This window comes from Rhizobium sp. SVR5-2C (assembly GCF_056755115.1).
In genome coordinates, this window is the sequence record NZ_JBNDHT010000002.1 from 40807 (window position 1) to 63334 (window position 22528).

At 57.8% G+C, this 22528-nt stretch carries 20 protein-coding genes and 1 pseudogene; 13 read left to right on the top strand and 8 right to left on the bottom strand.

The features are described from left to right. Positions 1 to 116 precede the first annotated feature (116 nt). Together ACPYOI_RS00965 and ACPYOI_RS00970 are read right to left on the bottom strand one after the other, a co-directional pair. On the bottom strand, positions 117 to 1070 hold the full coding sequence (locus ACPYOI_RS00965; protein WP_481417258.1) for a C45 family autoproteolytic acyltransferase/hydolase: 954 nt from the start codon (positions 1068 to 1070) through the stop codon (positions 117 to 119). Between the two features lie 366 nt (positions 1071 to 1436). Further along, a complete protein-coding gene (locus tag ACPYOI_RS00970) occupies positions 1437 to 2087 on the bottom strand; it encodes a hypothetical protein (protein WP_481417240.1) in 651 nt (216 codons plus the stop codon). An 860-nt stretch (positions 2088 to 2947) separates the two neighbouring features. Between ACPYOI_RS00970 and ACPYOI_RS00975 the strand changes: the two genes are divergently transcribed. Beyond that, complete coding sequence (locus ACPYOI_RS00975; RefSeq protein WP_481417241.1) at positions 2948 to 3082, top strand: hypothetical protein; 135 nt, start codon at positions 2948 to 2950, stop codon at positions 3080 to 3082. Positions 3083 to 3120: 38 nt separating this feature from the next. On the opposite strand, the gene ACPYOI_RS00980 is transcribed toward ACPYOI_RS00975, so the two are convergent. Next, entirely contained in the window at positions 3121 to 3840 is a 720-nt protein-coding gene (locus ACPYOI_RS00980; RefSeq protein WP_481417259.1) for a response regulator, read from the bottom strand. 377 nt (positions 3841 to 4217) lie between these two features. On the opposite strand from ACPYOI_RS00980, the gene kdpF reads away from it, so the two are divergent. The 8 genes from kdpF to ACPYOI_RS01020 all read left to right on the top strand — a co-directional run bounded on the left by kdpF (position 4218) and on the right by ACPYOI_RS01020 (position 15177). After that, on the top strand, positions 4218 to 4298 hold the full coding sequence (gene kdpF, locus ACPYOI_RS00985) for a K(+)-transporting ATPase subunit F (RefSeq protein WP_168832197.1): 81 nt from the start codon (positions 4218 to 4220) through the stop codon (positions 4296 to 4298). Positions 4299 to 4432: 134 nt separating this feature from the next. Further along, positions 4433 to 6136, top strand: a complete 1704-nt coding sequence (kdpA, locus tag ACPYOI_RS00990) for a potassium-transporting ATPase subunit KdpA (RefSeq protein WP_481417242.1) — start codon at positions 4433 to 4435, stop codon at positions 6134 to 6136. Positions 6137 to 6148: 12 nt separating this feature from the next. Beyond that, complete coding sequence (gene kdpC / locus ACPYOI_RS00995) at positions 6149 to 6823, top strand: potassium-transporting ATPase subunit KdpC (RefSeq protein WP_481417243.1); 675 nt, start codon at positions 6149 to 6151, stop codon at positions 6821 to 6823. Between the two features lie 14 nt (positions 6824 to 6837). Then, positions 6838 to 8919, top strand: coding sequence for a potassium-transporting ATPase subunit KdpB (gene kdpB / locus ACPYOI_RS01000; RefSeq protein ID WP_481422417.1), 2082 nt, complete (start codon positions 6838 to 6840; stop codon positions 8917 to 8919). A gap of 52 nt (positions 8920 to 8971) precedes the next feature. Next, positions 8972 to 11659: a DUF4118 domain-containing protein gene (locus tag ACPYOI_RS01005; RefSeq protein ID WP_481422486.1), complete on the top strand. Its 2688-nt coding sequence runs from the start codon at positions 8972 to 8974 to the stop codon at positions 11657 to 11659. After that, positions 11631 to 12341: a response regulator gene (locus ACPYOI_RS01010; protein ID WP_481417245.1), complete on the top strand. Its 711-nt coding sequence runs from the start codon at positions 11631 to 11633 to the stop codon at positions 12339 to 12341. The genes ACPYOI_RS01005 and ACPYOI_RS01010 overlap by 29 nt, the downstream gene beginning before the upstream one ends. 261 nt (positions 12342 to 12602) lie before the next feature. Then, positions 12603 to 14306: a hydantoinase B/oxoprolinase family protein gene (locus tag ACPYOI_RS01015; RefSeq protein ID WP_481417246.1), complete on the top strand. Its 1704-nt coding sequence runs from the start codon at positions 12603 to 12605 to the stop codon at positions 14304 to 14306. 1 nt (position 14307) lies between these two features. Then, the gene (locus ACPYOI_RS01020) at positions 14308 to 15177 is read left to right on the top strand and encodes a hydantoinase/oxoprolinase N-terminal domain-containing protein (protein ID WP_481422418.1); all 870 of its coding nucleotides are present in this window, start codon (positions 14308 to 14310) and stop codon (positions 15175 to 15177) included. A 27-nt stretch (positions 15178 to 15204) separates the two neighbouring features. Here ACPYOI_RS01020 and ACPYOI_RS01025 read toward each other — a convergent pair whose 3' ends face one another. From ACPYOI_RS01025 to ACPYOI_RS01035, 3 genes and pseudogenes are all read right to left on the bottom strand, one after another. After that, positions 15205 to 15909: an IS6 family transposase gene (locus tag ACPYOI_RS01025; RefSeq protein ID WP_481422419.1), complete on the bottom strand. Its 705-nt coding sequence runs from the start codon at positions 15907 to 15909 to the stop codon at positions 15205 to 15207. A 256-nt stretch (positions 15910 to 16165) separates the two neighbouring features. Further along, complete coding sequence (gene plsY, locus ACPYOI_RS01030; RefSeq protein WP_481422487.1) at positions 16166 to 16840, bottom strand: glycerol-3-phosphate 1-O-acyltransferase PlsY; 675 nt, start codon at positions 16838 to 16840, stop codon at positions 16166 to 16168. 715 nt (positions 16841 to 17555) lie between these two features. Next, positions 17556 to 17818 (bottom strand): annotated as a pseudogene (locus ACPYOI_RS01035) (SOS response-associated peptidase family protein); the annotation flags it as partial. Between the two features lie 32 nt (positions 17819 to 17850). Here ACPYOI_RS01035 and ACPYOI_RS01040 point away from each other — a divergent pair. Continuing rightward, a complete protein-coding gene (locus tag ACPYOI_RS01040; protein ID WP_481422420.1) occupies positions 17851 to 18354 on the top strand; it encodes an NUDIX hydrolase in 504 nt (167 codons plus the stop codon). Positions 18355 to 18384: 30 nt separating this feature from the next. Here ACPYOI_RS01040 and ACPYOI_RS01045 read toward each other — a convergent pair whose 3' ends face one another. Continuing rightward, complete coding sequence (locus ACPYOI_RS01045; RefSeq protein ID WP_481422421.1) at positions 18385 to 18585, bottom strand: hypothetical protein; 201 nt, start codon at positions 18583 to 18585, stop codon at positions 18385 to 18387. After that, positions 18576 to 19223 carry a hypothetical protein gene (locus tag ACPYOI_RS01050; protein ID WP_481422422.1) on the bottom strand — a complete coding sequence of 216 codons (648 nt, stop codon included), beginning with the start codon at positions 19221 to 19223 and terminating at the stop codon, positions 18576 to 18578. Before ACPYOI_RS01050 ends, ACPYOI_RS01045 begins: the two co-directional genes overlap by 10 nt. A gap of 158 nt (positions 19224 to 19381) precedes the next feature. On the opposite strand from ACPYOI_RS01050, the gene ACPYOI_RS01055 reads away from it, so the two are divergent. The 3 genes from ACPYOI_RS01055 to ACPYOI_RS01065 all read left to right on the top strand — a co-directional run bounded on the left by ACPYOI_RS01055 (position 19382) and on the right by ACPYOI_RS01065 (position 22490). Further along, positions 19382 to 20281 carry an alpha/beta fold hydrolase gene (locus tag ACPYOI_RS01055; protein WP_481422423.1) on the top strand — a complete coding sequence of 300 codons (900 nt, stop codon included), beginning with the start codon at positions 19382 to 19384 and terminating at the stop codon, positions 20279 to 20281. A gap of 111 nt (positions 20282 to 20392) precedes the next feature. Next, positions 20393 to 21115 carry an SDR family oxidoreductase gene (locus ACPYOI_RS01060; protein WP_481422424.1) on the top strand — a complete coding sequence of 241 codons (723 nt, stop codon included), beginning with the start codon at positions 20393 to 20395 and terminating at the stop codon, positions 21113 to 21115. 1024 nt (positions 21116 to 22139) lie between these two features. Continuing rightward, positions 22140 to 22490 carry a hypothetical protein gene (locus tag ACPYOI_RS01065; protein WP_481422425.1) on the top strand — a complete coding sequence of 117 codons (351 nt, stop codon included), beginning with the start codon at positions 22140 to 22142 and terminating at the stop codon, positions 22488 to 22490. The last annotated feature ends 38 nt before the right edge of the window (positions 22491 to 22528 follow it).

Genomic DNA, 22528 nt, shown 5'->3' on the forward strand with positions numbered 1-22528 from the left:
AATCAAGAAAGAGCAAACGATCCGATCTCTCCGTATCCGCGTATCCGCACAAAGCGCGAACGAGAGGGATTTCGTCGTCACTCACTTGAGCAACGACGAAGCGCGTCGATCATAGGTCAGCCGTAGCAATGAGTGTATTCGCCTACTCGGAAGTCGTCGAAATCTTGGGACCAGCGTTTCCCCGGCCAGATGTAGTCCACGCGTCCTTCTGCAGGCCGGTAGACGGCCGTGTAGAGCGTTGGGTAAGGACTCCGCCCGGAATAGAGCGGCGGCATAAGGAATAGGCCAGTCAGCCTCGAAAGAGACATCGAAGGCTCCTCAAGAGCCTGTAAAACCCGGAGCTGACGCGCCAATGAAGACGATGAGGGCCTTGCGGTTCGCTGATGGTTCGTGCAGGCCTTCAGACGCGAAATGATTGGTCGCTGGCGGGGGCCGAGGAACAGGGTGGCGTAGCGGCCCGAACGGTCCAGGACGGTCACGTTCTGGGGAAGCGCCACTGGAATTCGGCACAGCGCTTCCACGGCCTGGTTCACGTGGTGGCAGGTCTCGAGGACGTAGCGGATCATGAGGATTATCGAGAAACCGACGCCCTGAGTGCGGCTTCCGCCGAGGGTCACGCTGGCGACCAGTCCTTCTTCGTTCATCCCGTCGACGCAACCTCCCCAGGGTCGCTGGGCCTTCGAGATCACCCTTAAGCCCGACCATGCGGTCATCTCAAAGCGGTCCGAGACGATGTCGGGCGGATAGTCGAAGTTGCGGATCAGCGCCGGGCCTTCTTCTCCGAGCCAGACAGCCTGGCTGCAGCCATAACGTTCCGGCGCGGGACGGTAGTGGCTCAGCATCCTGTGCGCCACCTCATCATCTCCTACGAGGGCGCAGGCGTGCTCATAGTGGGGAATCAACTCCGGCATATGCTGCAGCAAGGCAGCGCGACAGTCTTTGGCGGTTGGGGTCGGTGACACGGCTTGGCCGAAATACCAGCTCTCGGCCTCAGTTCGCCCAGCGATAAAACGGGATAGCCAGGCTTTCCCCGGCCGGTCCTCCCGCGCTGTGACGAACGTCTTGTCCATAGCAAAAGGAGTATAAGAATTGAACAGCGCGAATGGCAAGGAAAGCCTTGACGTCTACTCGCGACCCACCCTCTGCCGGCGAACTTTTCTGGGTCAGACACTCGCCCCTGAACGAACAAAGCCCGGCGCTGTGCTGGACAGCTCCGGGCCTGTTTGACTGCGATTGAAGACAATGCAGTCATTTGCAACGACATTGGACGTGCGTTGCGCAAAGGTAACGCGTGTCGAAGCGATATGTTCCCGAGCCAAATCAAATCATGAAATCGCACGTCTCAGTGAAGTGCTGATTGTTCGCCTGACTAGCCCGGCAAAGCTAACGAACAGCCCGCCCTTTAACTCGGAGGCGGGCTGCTGCCACCGTCGCGGTCATTCGACCCTGGAAGCCAGCACTCCGAAGACAACCTTTTTCCGGGTTGCTTCAAGCTTTTCGTTGCCATCGCCGTCGTACCGGGCTGACCCCCACGAGATAGAGTCGACGAAGCTGCGCGAATACACTTCAGCTTTGGTAGCAACCGCTACAGATGAAGTTACGAAGTAAGGCTTGTTCCTCGGCAATATCTTGTTTCTGCAATTCTCCGCGAGGTTCGAAATAATAAAGTCGCTGGGATCGCCATCCGTCTCGACTGTGGACGTCGTGTATCCTGTCACTTTAGTGCGAGTGTATGGAATTCGAAGATTGCTTGGACCGACGCCGACCGAGACGTTTGAGAGATAGACCTGATCCTCGACTACGTCGTCAGGTTCAGAAGGTGTCTGCTCCTGCACAAGAGCTTTCAAAGCATTCTGCTTTTCAAAATCCTTCTGGCAGATTTCGTAGAACCGCCCAGATCGGTCTTGGTGATAGATCCTTCCAGCAAGAACCGTCTTTGAAGGCACAAGTGCCGTCGAATATGCTCCGGGCTGGAGTGCTTGTTCTGCAGCGGTCTGACTCAGTAGCGGATTACGCTGCTGAAAAACGCCTTTCTGGCACGAACTCAATAACGCAACGGAAACACACAAAATAAGAACTTTGTTCATTGCCGCCCCCGATAAAACCTTGACGCGAAAAAAGAGCGGTGATTCTAGGTTGTAGTCAATGTGCAATTATTCGCAGGAATCAGTCGGAGTAGATTTAGCTATACTTGATTGATGGGCGAGATGTGCTCCGAAGCGCCGAGACGGGAACTTGATAACCCATGATCGAAATGTCACTGACAAGCGCCTTGATCGGGCTTCAGTCGGGATGATTAAGGCCTCCATGATCCTCGATCTTGACGCGGACACCGTGCGCACTGTCACGGCCGGTATCGGTGGTTGTGATCCACGTGCAGCGTAGCCGTATTTTACAAAGGCTGCATAAAAGAAAGCCGCCGGAATGAGCGCGTTGTCCGCGCCCATTCCGCTTCGGACCAGACACGTCAGGTCCATTGCCGCTTTTATACGAAGATTATATCAGCGCCTGCCCGTCCCAATCGAAAACATATGCCACAATCGATAGTTTTTCCGTCGCGGACGAGTCTTCGTCAGCGCGGACAGATGCATTTTCGCTGGAAGGAAAAAGACGATGTATGGTCGCTGGTGGGCATATTACTTGCAGGCGCGCGAGCGTCAGGTGGCTCAGTCTCATCCATCTTGGAAGACCCGGCAAGCGAATGAGGTTGCGTTCAATCGCACAGACGACCTCTGGATCTTGATCAGGCTCGCCCTGGTCCTCGCTGTCTTCTTTGCCGGCCTCGCATGCATCCTCTGGGTCGCGAGCTGACTGCCGACCGATGAAGTCAATCGAGCTGAACGAGATATCGCGGGCGACGGTCAGGAGATTTGTCTGGAAGTGTTACATCGCGTCTGCGATTGCCTTGTTCTCCAAGGCAAACTACCTGACATCGGCATCCCGATGCTTGTTCCTGTACGCAGCCCTCGCGGCCGTCGTCGCCACATTTACCCGCCAGCGCTATTCCGCCGACAGCCTTAATCATTGGAGCGAAGCGCTGTGGCTGAGCTTCCTCGCCGCGGGCCTGTATTTGCTTTTGTGAGCTTTCGGATCGCTCTTCGTCTCTATTTGTGCCGGATCCTATACTCGGATGCCGCCTGCTATACGATCCTGCTGCGTGCTGTGAAATACATATCCTGTCCCAGGCTCTGTAACCAGGTATCTGGGTTTCGCCGGATTCGCCTCGATCTTGCTGCGAATTTGCGAGACATAGACACGGACATATTGGCTGTCGACCTGTTCGTTCCACATTTGCGAAACCAGAAAGCGGTGCGTCAGAACCTTCCCCGCATGCCGAGCAAAGATCTGCAATAGGTCGAATTCCTTACGGGAGAACGAGATGGAGCGCTCCCTTAACGTTACGGAGCGCTTCTCGGCATCGAGCTCGAATTCTCCAATCCGAACGGGCAGCCGAGTCTCCGGTCGTATCATACAGCGTCGCAACATTGCTCGGACCCGCGCGCCGAGCTCTTCAAGATTAATGGGTTTTGTCAGGAAATCGTCCGCGCCGGCATCCAGCGCCGCAACCTTCACCCCGGTATCGCCTCTATGCGAGATGACAAGAATTGGAGCCGCGGCGAATATCTTGCGAAGCTCCGGGATCGTCTGAGAACCGTCGATATCGGGAGCTGCAAGATCAAGGATGATCAGATCCGGCTCCGTCTCTGCGCGTCTGACAGCCTGAGCCGCGGAGGCGGCGGCAAAGGTGCGATAACCCAACGAGCCGATCAGCGCGGTGAGAGTGTGCCGAAGCTTTTCCTCGGTTTCGATGATTAGTATCTCGGGGGCATGGATCGGCATCGCAGACACGTTGGTTGCCTTTCTGTCTCGCTGCTTTGAAAAGCGACCTTCGACCGATTACCAACTTAATTGTCAGAACGACGTTATATTTTCGGGATCTCTATAAAGGCTATATAAGTACCGGCATCAAACGCCTGGATCATTACGCCGTCTTTACACAAGCGCGTAAAATCTCAGCACTAACCTTATACGCGAAGCAATAAATCATGTCGGCAACTCTGATTACTTAAGGAGTCGACAAACATGATAAGCGTTTTCCTACCCTTTGCTCGGCGGTTTGCATCTGCCGCGCTGATCTTCCCGTCAGGAAGACCCGACAATTCGTTACGCCGGATCAATCGCTTTCCGGGGGAAACACTGTCGTGACATCTTCACTGATGACAACGTTGGCTGGCGTCTGCGCCACTGGCCTGTGCGTTTACCTATTCTACGCCCTCGTGAAGCCAGAGCGCTTCTGAGGACAGATCAACAAATCCAACAACCAACCTGGTGGCAATTATGGGCGACCTCGTATTCGTGGCGGTGACGCTCGTCTTCTTTCTTTTCACAGCGGGGTTCCTCGTGACCCTGGATCGGATCTGAGGACGCGCACGTGACACAAGACATCATTCAATTCATCGTCATTCTCTCGATCATGACCGGCTTGGTCGTGGTCCTCGGCAAATGGATGACGCATCTTTTCACAAGTCCTAAACATAACATCCTCGAACGTATGACATATGGTGTCCTCGGCGTCACGCCGGAGGAGAGGATGTCCTGGAAGCGGTACGGCATGGTGCTCGTGCTGAGCAACGCCGCGATGATGCTTTTAAGCTACCTGATCCTGCGATTGCAGGACCTTCTGCCTGGCGATCCATTGGGCCGCGCATCGCAAGCACCGGATCAGGCATTCAACACCGCTGCCTCGTTCATAACCAACACCAACTGGCAGTCTTATGCTGGCGAGTCGAGCCTGTCGAATTTCTCGCAAATGGCGGTGATTACCTTCCTTATGACCGTCAGTGCTGCGACCGGGGTGGCGGCAGCTGGTGGTTTCATCCGGGGCCTCAGCCGCAGAAGCACCGCCGATATCGGCAACTACTGGGTCGATTTCACGCGCGTCACCTATCGCTTGCTTTTGCCGCTTTGTGTGGTCATGGCGCTGGTCTATGTCTGGCAGGGCATGCCGGAAACGCTCAGCGCGGAGGCAATCGCAAGCACCCTCGAGGGCGCCAAGCAACAACTTGTCATCGGGCCGGTCGCCAGCCTGGAGTCGATCAAGCACATCGGCACCAACGGTGGCGGCTTCTATTCCATGAACGCGGCGCATCCGTTTGAGAACCCGACGCCGCTCACGAACACGCTGCACATCCTCAGCATGTTGCTGATCCCTTCGGCGCTCACCTACACCTTCGGCGCTATGATCCTGCGCCGCCGGCAGGGATGGGCCTTCTTTGCCGCCTTTCTCGTCATGTTCGTGGGCTTCCTTGCCATCGTCTATAGCTCCGAGCAGAGCGGCAATCCGTTGCTTGCTCGACTGGGGGTCGACCAGACCCACACAGTTCTCCAGGCCGGTGGTAACATGGAAGGCAAGGAGCTGCGTTTCGGCATCGCTCAGACCAGCCTGTTCGTAACGACCACGACCGCAGCCACGACCGGCTCGGTGGACTCGATGCACTCGTCGCTCACACCGCTTGGCGGTTTCGTGCCGATCGCGCAGATGATGCTGAACAACGTTTTCGGCGGCGACGGTGTTGGTCTCATCAATCTGGTGACCTATGCGATCCTGACTGTGTTCCTGGTTGGCATGATGATCGGGCGCACGCCTGAATTCCTCGGAAAGAAGGTCGAGGCCCGCGAGATGAAGTATGTGATGCTCGCGATCCTGGCTCACCCGTTCAGCATTCTCGGCTTCACGGCGCTCGCATGCCTCATGCCGTCGACGCTCAACAGTCTTGCTAACTTGGGCCCGCACGGCTTCAGCGAGGTTCTCTACGCCTACACGTCGGGCACCGCCAATAACGGCTCAGCCTTTGCAGGCCTTAACGCGAACACGCCCTTCTTCAACACGACGATTGGCTTGGCCATGTTGATCGGACGCTTCCTCACGCTGCTCCCCATGTTGGCGGTCGCAGGCGTGCTGGCAGCCAAAAAGACCGTGCCGGAAGGTCCAGGAACGCTTTCGACTGCAACGCCTTTGTTCACCGGTCTTCTAGTCTTCGTCATCATTGTCGTCGGCGGTCTAACGTTCCTGCCGGCCTTGGCTCTGGGTCCGGTCGTCGAGCATCTATTCATGCTCTCCGGCACGACTTTCTAAGGATTGCTTCCCATGCAAAACATATCCAAAGCAACAGCGCCTGTTGCCCATTCTGTCACTCGCAGCGTTGTGCGACCTGCGCTCGTGTCTGCCGCCTTCTTCATGGTGGTCACCGGCATTGCCTATCCCCTGGCGACAACCGGCCTTGCCAAACTTCTCTTCCCGAGACAGGCCGAAGGAAGCCTTGTCATCGCCAATGGGCAGGTGGTCGGTTCAAGCGTCATTGGCCAGTATTTCTCGAAGCCAGAATACTTTCATAGTCGGCCAAGCGTGACGTCGGGAGCGGACCCGGCTGATCCATCGAAGACGATCGATCAGCCTTACAACGCCGCCTCAAGCGCGGCGAGCAACCAAGGCGTTACCAGTAAGAAGCTTCTGGATGCGGTTGCGGATCGCACCCAGGCTTACCGAGAGGAGAATGGACTTGCACCGGATACTCCCGTTCCGGTCGACGCCGTCACGGCATCCGGCTCAGGCCTCGATCCGCATATTTCTGTTGCCAACGCCAGGCTGCAGGCGGCCCGCGTGGCCACCGCACGCGGCGTTTCGACGGAGAAAGTGCAGGAGCTGATCGATCAGAACACGAGCGGTCCGCAGTTTGCCATTCTCGGTGACCCGAGGGTCAACGTTCTTGAACTCAATCTCGCGTTGGACGAGGCCTCACCGGTCCGTCCTAACGCACAGTGAATAGGCGGTGCCTCATGTCACGTATAGACGCAGTGGCGCCGCAAGGCGCCGATATTGGCAGCAAGGCCAGGCCGGTGAAATGGACATCGGTCATCGGTGAGGCTTTCAAGAAGCTTTCCCCGCAGGTTCAAGTGAAGAATCCGGTGATGTTTGTCGTTTACCTCGGCAGTATCATCGCGACGCTTTTGTGGATCCAGGCCCTGCAGGGTCAAGGAGAAGCTCCTGCCGGCTTTATTTTTTCGATCGCCGCCTGGCTCTGGTTTACGGTGCTCTTTGCCAATGCCGCCGAGGCGATGGCAGAGGGGAGAGGAAAAGCGCAAGCCGATGCTCTTCGTGCAACCCGTCAGACAGTGGTGGCGCGAGTTCTCACCGAGGCCACTCGAGGAAGCTCGTCCACATTGATGCCAAGTGATGAGTTGGAGGTTGGCGCCTATCTGCTCGTCGAAGCCGGCGAAATCATCCCGACGGACGGCGAGATCGTCCAGGGGGCCGCCTCGGTCGACGAATCGGCCATCACAGGTGAATCTGCCCCCGTGATCCGTGAGGCGGGCGGTGATTTCTGCTCTGTCACCGGCGGGACCCGCGTGCTGTCCGACTGGATCATCATGCGTGCGACTGCAAAGCCGGGCGAGGCCTTCCTCGACCGCATGATCGCCATGGTGGAAGGTGCCAAGCGCGGCAAAACCCCGAACGAGATCGCTTTGACGATCCTGCTTGTGGCACTCACTTTGATCTTCCTCCTGGTCTGCGTGACGCTCCTGCCGTTCTCGAGTTTCAGTACGATCGTCAACGGCACGGGATCCGTAGTGACGATCACCGTGCTCATCGCCCTGCTGGTCTGCCTGATTCCGACAACCATCGGCGCATTGCTGTCGGCTGTCGGCATCGCGGGCATGAGCCGGATGATGAAGGCCAATGTGCTCGCAACGTCGGGGCGCGCCATCGAGGCAGCTGGCGACGTCGACGTCCTGCTTCTCGACAAGACCGGCACGATCACGCTCGGCAATCGCGAGGCCACCAGGTTCCACCCCGCGCCGCGTGTCGATGAGCGCACGCTTGCCGACGCCGCCCAGCTTGCTTCGCTCGCTGACGCGACGCCGGAAGGCCGCTCGATCGTCGTGCTCGCGAAAAATGCCTTCAACATCCGCGGCCGCGAACTCAAAGGAGCGGAGGCAATCGCGTTCAGCGCTCAGACGCGCATGAGCGGTATCAACATCGAAGGGCGCCAGATCCGCAAGGGCGCGGCGAGCGCAATCCGCACCCATGGCGAGGCGATCGGAGGTGTATTCCCACAGGAAGTCACCAAGATTGTCGAGGATGTCGCCCGGCGCGGCAGCACGCCTCTGGTGGTCAGCGATGGTGTCACCGTTCTCGGCGTTGTCGAACTCAAGGACATCATCAAGGGTGGAATCAAGGAACGCTTCGCCGAGCTGCGCGCCATGGGCATCAAGACCGTGATGATCACGGGCGACAACAAGCTGACGGCCGCGGCCATTGCGGCGGAGGCTGGCGTTGACGACTATCTGGCCGAAGCCACGCCTGAAGACAAGTTGCGTCTGATCCGCGAATACCAGGCGGAAGGACGGCTTGTCGCGATGACCGGCGACGGTACCAACGACGCACCTGCGTTGGCGCAGGCAGATGTTGCTGTTGCAATGAACAGCGGCACGCAGGCGGCCAAAGAGGCCGGCAACATGGTCGACCTTGACAGCAACCCCACGAAGCTGTTGCGAGTCGTCGAGGTCGGCAAGCAGATGATCATGACACGCGGCGCGTTGACGACCTTCAGCGTTGCCAATGACCTGGCGAAGTATTTCGCTATCATACCGGCGGCTTTCGTCGCGACGTATCCGCCGCTTGCAGCCCTTAACATCATGGGTCTCCATAGCCCGGCGTCGGCGATCCTGTCGGCGGTGATCTTCAACGCGCTGATCATCGTAGTTCTGATCCCGCTCGCTCTGCGGGGCGTGAAATATCGTGCCGAGCCGGCCGCGCGGCTTCTGAGCCGGAACCTAGTGATCTATGGATTGGGTGGGATCATCGTGCCCTTTATAGGTATAAAGCTGATCGATATCCTGCTGACGCCTTTCTTCTGACGGAGGGACCGCCGCTAGAGAAAGAAAGCAGGCATAGGGTAGACAATTGACGATGAAGGATCACCGACCCGATCCCGACGACCTTCTGAAGGTTGCCAAGGATGAAAGCCATCGCTCCAAACGCGGGCAGCTGAAGATATTCTTCGGCGCCTGCGCGGGGGTAGGCAAAACCTTTGCAATGCTTCAGACGGCGCGCCAGCTCCACGCGGAGGGTGTTGCAGTCGGGATCGGGATCGTTGAAACGCACGGGCGCAAGGATACCCAAGAACTGACGGAGGGACTTCCCGTTTTGCCGCGCAAGACGATGAGCGGCAACGGGAGGTCCACCACCGAGTTCGATCTCGATGGTGCGCTCGTCTCCGGATATAAGCTCCTGGTTGTCGACGAGTTGGCACACAGCAACGTCGCCGGCAGCCGCCATACCAAACGCTGGCAGGATGTCGAGGAACTGCTCGATGCCGGTGTCGACGTCTATACGGCGGTGAACGTCCAGCACCTCGACAGCCTCAACGATATTGTCGGCGGCATCATCGGGGTTCGCGTGCGGGAAACCGTTCCCGATCGCATCTTCGACGCCGCAACCGATGTCGTTCTCGTTGACCTGCCGCCGGACGACCTGCTGGCGCGCATGAATGCAGGCAAGGTCTACCTGCCGGTATCGGTCGAGCGCGCGCGACAGAATTTTTTTCGCCGCGGCAATCTGATCGCTCTGCGCGAACTGGCGCTTCGGCGCGTCGCCGACCGCGTCAATTCCGATGTGCGCAGCTACCGCGTCTCCCACGCCATCAAAACGGTTTGGCCCACGCAGGAATTGCTCATGGTCTGCGTCAGCGCAGACCGCTCCCAGGATCGGTTGGTCCGCGAAGGTGCGCGACTCGCTCAACGCCTGCAGGCCAAATGGATCGTGGTTCATGTCGACCAGCCGTTTCAAGGCGACGACCCGAGAGCGCGCGAGACACTGTTGAATATCGCCGCGTCTGCCCAAGCCGCAGGGGCGGAGTTTGCGAATGTACCGGGGCAAGATGTTGCCGAAACTCTCATGGATTACGCGCGCAAGCGCAACGTCACCAAACTCATCATAGGTAATTCCGCCCGCCGGCGTTTCATGCCTTACCGGCCGCGACTTCAGGAGCGCATCGCACGTGCAAATCCGGAAATGGGTTTGATCCTGCTGGGCGTTGACGAGGTTCGGCCGGCAATCAAACGCAATGTTGCCGATGAGCCCGTGGGTTATGGCCGGACGCTTGCGGTTGCGACGCTTGCGTGCGGGGTGACGACCGCACTCGCTGCCTCATTGATCCGCGTTTTTGACCTCTCCAACGTCGTCATGTTGTTCCTGATGACGGTCGTCTTTGTCGCCATGCGTCTCGGGCGTTTCGCCGGTGCCTGGGCGGCTTTGCTATGCGTCGCGTGCTTCGATTTCTTCTTCGTTGAGCCGAGACTGTCCTTCGCCGTCACCGACACCCAATATATCTTCACCTTTGCCCTCATGCTGGTCGTAGCGCTCGTCATCAGTCAGCTCGCCGCTCGCATGCGTTCCGAAGCCAGGGTCGCACGCGCAGGAGAGCGTCGTGCATCTGCACTTGCTCGCGTTGCCCGCGATCTGTCGAGCGCCATAAAGCTCGAGCAGGTCATCTCGGTGTGCCGTGATGCCATCACGCCTTTGTTCGGTGCAACCGTGCTTCTTCTGATCCCGGACGAAAAGGAACGCCTGGTCCCCACCCAGGATGCCGCCCTTATCGATCTGTCTGTGGCTCAATGGGCCTTCGAGCACGCGCAGGAAGCAGGTCTCGGCACCCAAACGTTGAATGCGGCCGACGCGCTCTATCTGCCTTTGAAGGCGTCGATGGCCACCCGAGGGGTGCTCGCCATCCTGCCTACCGACGCTCCCTTGTCAAACAATCCCGATGACCGGCGCCTCCTCGACGCTTGCTGCTCGTCCATCGCTCTTGCTCTTGAACGCATCCACTTTGTCGAGGTTGCTCAGGACACGCTCGTCCGGATGGAAGGCGAAAAGCTGCGCAATGCGCTCCTTTCAGCGGTCTCTCACGATCTCAAGACGCCGCTCACCGCAATACGCGGCCTGGCTGAAACGCTCGAGTCCACAAAGGATCTTCCCGAGGAGGATCGAAGCGATCTCGCACGCTCTATTCGCGTTCAGGCGGATGAGCTGAAGCGGCTCGTGAGTAATCTGCTTGACCTCGCGCGGATGCAGAGCGAGGGGGTGCGTCTCAACAGGGAATGGCATTCTCTCAGCGAGATTGTCGGCAGCGCACTGGCGCAGTCGGCTCCGCTTCTGAAGCCACGGACAATCCGGACCAACCTGGCGGCCGACCTGCCTCTCGTCGAGGTCGACGCGACCCTCATCGAGCGCGTTCTGATCAACCTGTTCGATAATGCTGCGAAATATACGCCAGCGACGAGCACCATTGCAGTTCGTGGCGGCGCCTCAGGCGATTCCATGTATCTGGTCGTCGAGGACGATGGCCCCGGCTTGCCGGCGGCTGACCCCCAAGTGCTATTTGAGCCTTTCACCAGGGGTCGGAAAGAATCGTCGATTGCCGGAGTTGGCCTTGGCCTCGCGCTTTGCCGCAGTATTGTTACGGCCCACGGAGGAACTATCCGGGCTGAGATGCGAAAGCCACACGGCGCTGCCTTTGAAATCCGGTTGCCATTGGGTACGCCCCCTGAAATCGAAAGCGAGATTGTGAATGATCAAGTCAAGAGTGCTGATCGTTGAAGACGAAGCTGATATTCGCCGTTTCGTCCGCATGGCGCTTGAAAAGGAGGGAATGAGTGTCTTCGAGACCGCTACGGCTGAGGAAGCCCGCATAAATGCCGTAAGCCGCAAGCCGGATCTCATGATCGTCGATCTCGGCTTGCCGGACGGTGACGGAAAAGATTTGATCCGCGAGGTCAGAGGTTGGGTTTCGGCACCCATCCTCGTACTTTCCGCTCGAGAACGGGAATCCGAGAAGGTCGAGGCGCTGGATGCTGGGGCCGATGACTACCTCATAAAGCCCTTCGGCGTGCCTGAATTGCTGGCCCGTGTACGGGCACAACTGAGACGCGCCAATTCGGTGGGGCAGGGAGTGGCGATTTCTCCCTCCGTCAAGTTCGGGAAGATCGAGGTCAATCTGGCCACGCATGAGGTGCTGCGGAAGGGAGAGCCCGTCCATCTGACGCCGAACGAATTTCGGTTGCTGACCGCCTTGATCCGAGGACACGGCAAAGTGCTGACACACCGGCAACTGCTTATGGATGTTTGGGGGCCGGGCTACGCCGAGCGCTCTCATTACATTCGCATTTACATGGCTCAGTTGCGGCAAAAGCTCGAGGACGATCCATCGCAGCCCGTCTATCTTATCACCGAATTGCAGGTTGGTTATCGCCTCGCCGGGCTTGAGGTCGAACTCGGCTGAGGCAATTAAACCGTGCAGTGTTGTTCACGGTCGCTGGTATGGTGAAGCAGACGGGTACCCTGTTCCCAATATAGAACTAAGCAAGCTTCTTTATGCCGACTAGTGCACTGCCGGGACTCACATCAAAAACTAATGGGCCGTATTTTCCATCAGGACGTGTATGCTTAAAATGCATAGATGCATGCTATTTAAGTCGTTGACCGCATAGGCAAATGGCGATTTTCTTTCCGTCGAATTCTTTTGCACGGAGAGAAGGTTTCAATGACGGGCAGCTTCACCGACGCCATAGATATCGAAATCCAATGGCAACGTTTGATCTCCTTCCTTTCAGAAGCGGCGCTCACGATCGTCAAGACGTCGTTCTCGAAGATCGTAAGCGAAGGCGGCGACTTTGGTTGTCTCTTCTATGACAAACATGGCCGGATGATCGCCCAGGACACAGGTGTCTCCAGCAAGCTTGCGCCGTCTCCACGAACGGTGGCGACGATTCTGGAGCGCTTTTCGGCCGGCAAAATCAACGAAGGCGACGTCTTCATTACCAATGACCCGTGGCTCTGCTGCGGCCATCTCTACGACATTTCGGTCATTAAGCCGCTCTTCCATCGTGGTGCGCTCATCGGCTTCGGCGAATGCCTCGCGCATGTGCCCGATATCGGTGGCAGCCTGACAAACAACTCCCGCGAGGTCTACGAGGAAGGCCTTTGCCTTCCTGTCATTCACCTCATCAAGGCCGGTGAGGATATTCCGGAGGTATGGGACCTGATCCGGGCAAATGTCAGGGTACCCGACCAGCTGGAGGGCGACATTCGAGCGTTCATCTCCGCCCTGGAGCTCGGCGAGAGACGCGTTGCGGCATTCCTGGCGGATCAGAAGCTCGACAACCTGCAGGGCATTGCCGACGAGATCATCCGGCGCTCGGAAAGCGCCATCCGCAAGAGCATCCTGGAGAACATTCCCCCGGGCGTCTACACAAACCGGATTTCCCTTGACGGGCTTGAATCGGAGGAGCCGCTTTCGCTGTCGGTGACCATCGAGAGGGACGAAAACGGCAACCTGACAGTTGACTACGATGGAACCGATGGTCAGAGCGCTGTCGGCATCAACTGCACGGAAGCCTACTCCCACGCATGGACCTTGTACGCGATCCGCTGCATCGTGGCGCCGTCCATTCCCTATAATGAAGGCCTGTTCAAGCCGATATCCATGAAGGCGCCGCTCGGCTCCTTTTTGAACGCCCGCCATCCGGCTCCTGTCCGGATGAAGTCGAGCACCGGCAACTTCATCCCGGCCGCGATCTTCGGGGCGCTTGCATCCATCACGCCGGAGAGGGTCATTGCCGAATCCGGGATCAAGTGCGTCATCCGCTGCTTTGCCACCGCGGACGACGGTCGTGCCCTGGCGGAGACCCCGCACTTCATGGGTGGAATTGGCGCGAGATATTCGAAAGACGGTGTCTCCTGCATGTCGTTTCCGGCTGCCGGCGCGGAAACGCCCATCGAAATGCTCGAAAACTCCCTCCCGATTACCATCACTCACAAGAAATTGATTCCGGACTCGGGAGGGCCGGGGCGCTACCGGGGCGGTCTCGGACAGCAAATCGGGATCCGATCGGAAAGCGCGCACCCGCTGAAGATGCTCGTGCAGAACATCAAGGTTCATACCGCAGCCATCGGATATGCCGGTGGGCACGACGGCGGCCACGGCTTTAACCGCATGGGACATCGCGACCTGCCTGGAAAGACGAATGTCGTTTTGCAGAAGGGCGAAACGCTCGAAATCGGCCTTTCGGGCGGCGGCGGCATGTTCGACCCCCAAACCAGACCGATCGACAACGTCCTGAGCGACGTTGCGGCAGGCCTCGTCACGCCAGCGGCCGCAAGGCGCGTTTACGGGCTGGTCTTGAGCGACGACGGACAGCTCGACAAGGCAGCGACACAGGAACTGCGCACGGCAAGGAGGGCTTGATATGTATCGGTTAGGCATCGATATTGGCGGCACTTTCACCGATCTGGTTCTTCTCAACATCGACACAGGCGAACGGAGGCTGGGCAAGGTATTGACGACGCCGGACGACCCCGCCGTTGGCGCATTGCGGGGCATTGAAGCAATCCTCTCCAACGCGGGTGCTACGGCCGACGAGCTCCGGCATGTCATTCACGGCACCACTCTCGTCATCAACGCGATCATCGAACAGAAGGGCGCCCGCGCGGCGCTTTTGACCACCGAAGGCTTCCCCGACATTTTGGAGATGCGGCGGGGCAAGAGATTCGACATCGACGATCTCTTTATCGAAGTTCCAAAGCCTCTCGTGCCCAGAAACCTGGTGGGCGAGGTGACCGAACGCATGGACCACAATGGCAAAGCGCTGACGCCTCTCGACGAAGAGACGGCCAAGATTGCCACCCAAACCCTGGTCGATGCGGGGGTCGAGGCGATCGCCGTGTCCTTCCTTCACTCCTACAGAAACGCCGAACATGAAATCCGCACACGCGAGCTTATTCGGGAGGTAGCGCCCGAAATTCCGGTCAGTATTTCATCCGAGGTCGCACCCGACATCAGGGAATATGAGCGCACGTCGACGACCGTCGCCAACGCCTACACCCAGCCGATCATGCGGCGTTACCTGAACAGGATGGCCGCCGATCTGAAGGGGCTCGGCTATCGGCACGATCTATATCTGATGCTGTCCGATGCCGGGCTGACGACGGTCGATACGGCGACGGCCTTTCCGATCCGTCTCATGGAATCCGGCCCGGCAGGGGGAGCGGTGACCGCCCGCCACTACAGTGACCTGCTGGGGCGTCCGGATCGGAGTTGTCACGTTATCGAGCGGTGAGCGGTCTCTGTCGCAAGCAGTCTGCGATCAAGCAGCCGCGCCGGTGACTGCCTTCCAGTGCGCTATTGCGCGGATGCGATGAATGTGGGTGGCCAGTGCGGATCGTTTGTGACTTGGGGTGACGAAAAGATTTCGAAGCGCGGAGAAGATCGAGATGAAGCGCTGCAGACTTCCTGGGGATCGGAAACCTTGCATCGTCCTCTCCCGTTTTCGCAGCGGCAAATGAGAATTTTCCGCTCGATTGTTGAGACCCTTATGGGACCGGTGTTCGACCGTTGGCATGAGGTCACGTTTGGCCGCACTATAGGAGCGGAGTTTGTCGGTGATGATCCGCTTGGGTGGCATGCCCTGCTTCTTCAGCAGCCTGAGCAGCAATCGCTTGGCGGCCTTCGTATCGCGTCGGCTCTGAACAATCTCGTCGAGAACGTAGCCATCTTGATCAACGGCACGCCAAAGCCAGTGCTTTCTGCCCGCGATGGAAATCACCACCTCATCCAGATGCCAGACATCCTGGCGCGAAGGTCGCCTGCGACTAAGTTGTTTTGCGTAGGCCGGTCCGAATTTCCGACCCCATCGCCGGATCGTTTCATACGAGACGACAATTCCGCGCTCCAGCAGCATTTCCTCGACAAGGCGTAAACTCAGTGGAAACCTAAAATACAGCCAGACCGCATTCGAGATGATCTGTTGCGGGAAACGGTGGCGCTTGTAGCTGACGGCAGAACTCTTCATCCCACCGTCTCTATGCCCAATTCACTGACGCCTCGTTTATGTGACAACACCGCTGGAAGTTACCAGTAACGCGGCATTCAATTCGATCGGCCGGAATGCTGAAAATTTGATCTTCAAACAAGTAACTTTTTCCCATTCCAGCCAGTTGGTCACTCTAAAGTTTTTACGTGACCAGAGGATAGTCAATATCTCAACGCCGCTGCCGCAATTGGCCGCGCTCCGGCCCGGAGCGGACAATCGCTTAAAATTCATTGGCTCAACTTTGATGCCGAACCGTTCTGTGCCCAAGCCGTGGTTCCTCTCCAGCCAGGAGCCGTTGAATGTTAGCGCGATGGCGCACGATCACGTACAGGCCACCTGCTACCACTAGCAACCGATAGGGCATTGGGTGCTCGAAGCCGAAGACAAGTAGGATCGCCGTGAAGGCAGCGAGTATCGAGCTAAGGGACACGATGCGGAAGATGGCCAGCACGACGCCCCAAACCGCCGCTGCGCCTAATCCGACGGGCAACGATATCGCCAGCAAAACGCCGAGTCCTGTGGCTGCAGATTTCCCACCTGTGAACTTCAACCAGATCGAACGGCCATGCCCCAGCAACACCGCCAGGCCCGATAGGCAAACAGACCAAGACACCAAGTTTGGGATATCGAGTTCTGTAGGCGGCGCGAAGGAAGGCTGTGTAACTAACCAAGGATAAAACCAACGAGCAAAGACTATCGCGGCCGTGCCTTTCAACACATCGACAAGAAGCACGAACAGCGCAGGCCATTTGCCGAGAGTACGCAACACGTTCGTCGCCCCGGTGGATCTGGAGCCGTGCTCACGGATATCGATACCCCGCAGCAGCTTTCCTGCCAGGTAGCCAGTCGGCATAGAACCGAGGAGATAGGTAATCAGCAATCCAAAGGCACTTCCTATCCAGAATAGCATCGATCCAAATTTTCCTCGAAGACCGTCGTCATCGTACTCTTCAGCTAGACGCACTTGGCCAGAATTAAAGTCAAGCATCTATACCGCCCGAATGGGGACTTTTGGTAATAGCCGTCAATCCGACGAGGGAATTGACGCATGCACTTGGCCGTCCTCCTCGCTTTGACAGGTTGACAAGCCGAAGGGATGGGCTTTCCTATTGAAGTGTGGCCGTGGGTTCCAATCCCTTCAAGCGTTGGCCGGTTTACGACCTTGCGAGAATTAGCGCTGCTTGAACACCACCTTCCAACAGAGCTGACGCTTCCGATGGGTCGGATGTAGCCCGGGCAATCTGCAGAGTGCCCATCATCTGCCCAAAGATCGCTCTCGCCTTCTCCCGGATCGAGGATGAAGGCGAGGCGGTAAGTTTCGACGCCAGAAGATCCGTATACTTACCTAGTTCAACCTCATAAGCGTCACGGTCGTCTCTGGCTGTCTTCCGATTTCGGGCAACAGCGCAGCTGATGGACAGCCGTTTTCTCGTCCGCGACGATCAGAATGACACCGACTCGATCACTGTGGATTTAAGAAATGAAACATTGGCGGTTACGTTCGCGGACGGAAGCACTCGGGAGCTTGCCGGAATCGGCGGCTACACAGACACTCACGGTATTCAGTTTCTGGGGCAAACGGTCATTTAAGTGGTGTCCGATCTGAGAGATCCGTGACATTCGTCTCACCGATTTTGCTCCACCGCCAGGGTCCTGATAGCAAGCGGCGTGATCAGGGATTGAGCCAGGGCTGTGGGGTCCAGTCAATCCGCCCAGGTATTTCGTTTCAAATGACGATCTGACGAACGTGATATGGAGCATTGTCGGGACCGGCCCCCGTCGTGAGCATGGTGAAGGCCTGCCCGACCTCCGAAGTGTCGCACCAGATGCCGGCAATGCGGAGAATCGGCTCGTCCTTTTTAGTGAACAGCCACTTGTCCTTGCGCTTCGTCTCGCCGAAAATGCTTGCCGAGAATCAGCTTGCCCACCAATTTATCGAGAATGAAGAAGGCCGCGTCACATCTCTCCCGCCTCGCGGGCCATACACAAACTATCCTGACTGGCGATGCAATAGAACAGTTTGGTGCGCTCTGCCTTCGCGACGGACTGAATGGCCAACTTGAGGTCCTGCTCATTACAACTCGCCAGTCTGGGCGCTGGTCGATCCCAAAGGGATGGCCGATCAAGGGGCTTGCACCACATGAAGTCGTTGAACGCGAGGCGTGGGAGGAAGCCGGCGTCAAGGGCCGAGCGAAAAAGAAAGCCTTTGGCCACTTCAGCTACATCAAAGCTCTTGAGAACGGTCGCGAGGTGCCGGCATTCGTCGAAGTACATCTTGTCGATGTGCGTGAAACGAAGAAGAACTTTCCAGAATGCAAGGAGCGTAAGCTTGCGTGGATGCGGCCAGCCGAGGCGGCGGCATTGGTGAGCGAGCCTGAATTAAAAAGCCTGTTGAGACACCTGGAGAAGCGGCACGCTGCTTAGGTAGTAGCGCGGTGCTGCAACTGGATGGAATCACCAGTGGGGTGTCCATCCAAAATAGATGGCGATCGAGAGCAAAATCTGGGCACCTGCCAAAAAAGCCAGGATGACGGAGGCTATCACATACAGGACGGTTCTGAGAATTCGTCCGAGGTCGACTGCCGAGGTTTTCTTCGGCTGGCCTCTTGCTGCCGGAATATGATCTCGTAGAACTCCGGGGTTGATCAGATGCATATCTGGCCCTCCTTTCGCCCAAAGCCTTCTTCTTCATCCTCGATGAGCTTCAGAAGGCTCTCCTGTATGGGGTCGCTCACCATGTCCGCCTTCCAATGCGCGGACTTCTTCTTGATGAGCTGCTGCACGAGAGGCACCAGGTCCGGATCGGCCTCCTCGTCGATGTCTTCGAAGTAGCTCTCCTCCGGACGGACCTCGTCGCCGAACCTGGAGGAATCGACCTTCGAAGCCACTCCGCGTGCTGTGGGTTTCCGGCCGGTTCCCTTGTTGGCGTTGGCCGCCGTACGCGTCGGCTTCTCGTCGGATGCTGCAGCCTTCATCAGGCCGGCGGTCTCCCTGAGAGCCGCGAGGAGATCGTTCGGCTTGGAGACTTCGACCTTCTTCGGCTTCGGCAAGGACCTACCTGCCTTCCACCTTCGCGTTGACGAGCTCGGCAAGCGCCGCCTCGTACCGGTCGTTGAACGTCGCCGAATCGAACTCGCCCTTCTTCGTGGAGATGATTGCTTGGCAAGATCGAGCATCTCGCCCTCGATCTTCAGCTTGGGCATCTCCTCGAAAGCTTTCTTCGAAGACCGGACCTCGTAGTCGTAGTTCAGCGTCGTTGCGATCAGCCCCTTCCCGTGGGGCCGTATGAGCACAGTCCGCATCCGCCGGAAGGATCGAGAGAACCGGCATATTGCGCAATCCAGTAGCGTGACATCTCTGCCTTGAAGGCGGCCGATTTGGGAGTTCCGGAGACCTGCGAGAATTCCGCTTGCGGTTCTGGATCATTCGCTCTATAACAATTATAGAGCGAATGATCCAGAACTACGGTAAACAGGTCGATACGATGACTGAACTAAAACATCACACCGTGCATGCGAACGGGATCCGACAGCACTTCATCGAAGCGGGCCAGGGCGCCCCGGTGGTCCTGCTTCATGGCTTCCCCTTCACAAGCTATACCTGGCGCCACCAGCTCCCGGTACTCGCCAAGCAATACCGCGTCATCGCCCCCGATCTGCGCGGCTACGGCGAGACCGACAAACCAGTCGGCGGATATGATAAGCGCAACATGGCGAAGGACCTCCGAGAACTGATGCGGGTACTTGGGATCAATAAGGTTGCCCTGGTCGGCCATGATCGCGGCGCGCGCGTGGCAACCCGCTTCGCCAAGGACCATGCAGAGGCCGTCGACCGGTTGGTCGTCATGGACAATGTACCAACCCGCATTATAGCCCGCGATTTCGACTTCGCGAAAATGGCCAAGACGTACTGGTTGTTCCTTTTCCATCTCAAGCTCGACCTGCCGGAGGTTCTGATCACCGGCCGCGAGGAGCAGTGGCTACGCCATCTTTATTCCGAGTGGTGCTACAATCCCCATGCTATCTCCGGCAAGGACTTCGAGACCTATGTCACCGCCTACCGCAATCCGGGCGCGGTGCGCGGCTGCCTTGCCGACTATCGTGCCAGCGCCGAGGATCTTGCTCAGGATGTGGCGGATGCCTCCACCAAGATCGCCTGCCCAACCTTCTCCATCTGGGGAGCGGATTTTGATGGCGTGGGTAAATCCTTCGACATGCCCGCCGTGTGGGCGGAAATGGCTGATAATCTGCGCACGTTTGCCGTGCCCCAATGCGGGCATGTTCCCCAGGAAGAGCAACCCGCCATGACGACCGAGCTGCTGCTTGATTTTCTAGCCGGCTGGGCCGGCTGACAGCATCCATACAGGCTGCGAGACGATCTTTCATTTTCTATGGGCCAGAAATCACGGCTGAAAATAGAGCAATTGCTCTATTACGCGCAGCTGGCCATCAAGGTAATAACGATGACCAAGAGAACCTTCCTCGTGACTGGTGCCAGCAAGGGCATTGGCCGCTCCCTCTCCGAACGGCTTGCTTACGATGGTCACCATGTCGTTGGCATCGTTCGGGACTCGACGGATACCAGCTTCCCGGGCACATTGGTATCAATTGATCTCTCTGATCGGCGCGCGACGGACATCGGGCTCAGGGAATTGACGGCGAAGTTCGACTTCGACGGCGTCGTCAACAATGTCGGTTTCATCAAGCTTGGCAGCATCGGCGAAATCAACATCGATGATCTCGAAGAGTCCTTTCGCCGCAACCTGACGCCGGCCGTGCAGGCCGTTCAGGCTGCGTTGCCGGCGATGAAGGCTAAGGGTTGGGGTCGCATCGTCAACCTATCCAGTCTAACCGTGCTTGGGATGCGAGACCGCACCGCCTATGCCGGTGCAAAGGCCGCAATCTCCAATTTCACACGTGTCTGGGGACTGGAACTTGCCGGACACAACATCACCGTCAACGCCGTCGCACCCGGTCCGACTGCGACGGAAATGCTGCGCGAAAACAATCCTGTCGGCAGCGAGGCAGAGGCACGCTTCCTATCAATGATTCCCCTCGGACGGCTGGGCGAGCCACGCGAGATTGCCGCCGCGATCGCCTTCTTCCTCTCCGAGGACGCCGGTTTCGTCACTGGTCAGACGCTGTTCGTCGACGGCGGCGGCTCGATCGGCAAGTCTTCGGCCTGAGGGACGGACGTTCAAACTTGAGATCTGTTATCCGTCATTTCTGAATTCTTTGGCAGAAGCCTCAGAGGGCGATGGTCCTGGGATAAGTTCTAGAGCGCGATGCCGAAAAGCATTTGCGATGTCCAGTCGACCTCCGGCAGGACACGTCCGCGACGTCGTGATCATCAATGTTTCTTGCACGGCATTTCCTATTAGAGGTTTCCCGGGTCACAAGGTGGCGCACTTCTATCAATTCGGCAAGTGTACACGCCGCGAGGCGGGCAGGCTGCGAGCCTAGTCGGCGCATTGGCAACTGAGCTGTCGTTCATCTCGGGCGCCGTGGAAGCGAACAACATCGCGATCCGGGGCACGGCGTTTGCTGCTTCATAAGAAAGGATGTGTTCCCGCGTGCAAATTTGGATCTCGATGAAGTCAATGCTGATTTGTGCTATTTTCGAAAGGAATCGGCATGATGCAGGCAAACTTTCGAAATTCCTCCCTCGCTCCTCCAGGCATGGCCATTCAGTGCGGATCTGACCAGCGATAAGCTCGTACTCAGGATCAGCGGAACGGCGGCGAAGCTCCCGCCCGCTTTGCGGCATCGCTTTGAACCGCGTTCACAGTCAATATATCCGTCGGATTTGCGATTATCCGTGTTCGGATTGAGGCGTAGAACTGCACATCATTACACGTCGATTTGTCTGCAACGTAATCCGGTGTTCGCGACGCATATGTGCCAAACGCTTCGGCCACACTGTTCTCACCGACCGATCCTGTCGCACCGCCCGGGTCGATGGCCTCGTTTATCAACTGGGGCTCGCGCTTGACGGAAAGCCCGTCGTCCGCCTGTCACACCGACTGATGCAGCCAGTCAGCAGCGATCACCTTGCTCCGAGTTGTCCGTCGCCGCACCCGTGCCCCCCACGGAGACGCTGAATGTCGTTGGCATTGAAGACTCTGGGCATGGCGTCGCAATCATCGCTACGGCAGCATTGTCTGTGATCCGGACAGGCGACGTATTGTAGCGCTTCTGCCGGATCGCGAAATGGCAGCGGTTGAAGCGTGGCTATCCGATCATCCAGGCATAGCAGTCGTATCGCGGGGGCGAGACGGCGAGGTGATGGCGAGAGCCTTGCCGAACGGCGATACAAGCCGCAGATCGCTGGCGTCTCATGGAAATGCAAGCGGTGCGTTTCTGGATGCTATCCGCCAATCGATGCGCGATATCCGTCGGTCGATGGGTGGGCGCTTCTACCGTGAAACCCCCCTTCTCACCCGCGCAGAGCGCCCCCAGTATGAAGGCTATCTCCGCCGCGAGGAGGTCAACAAATCCAGCAATGAAAGAAAGCCTCCCCTCAAGGAGATCGTTCGACGACTGGTATCAGCCGCGGAATAGTGGTCGACGATGCCAGATCGAGTTTGGTCGCCTCGTTC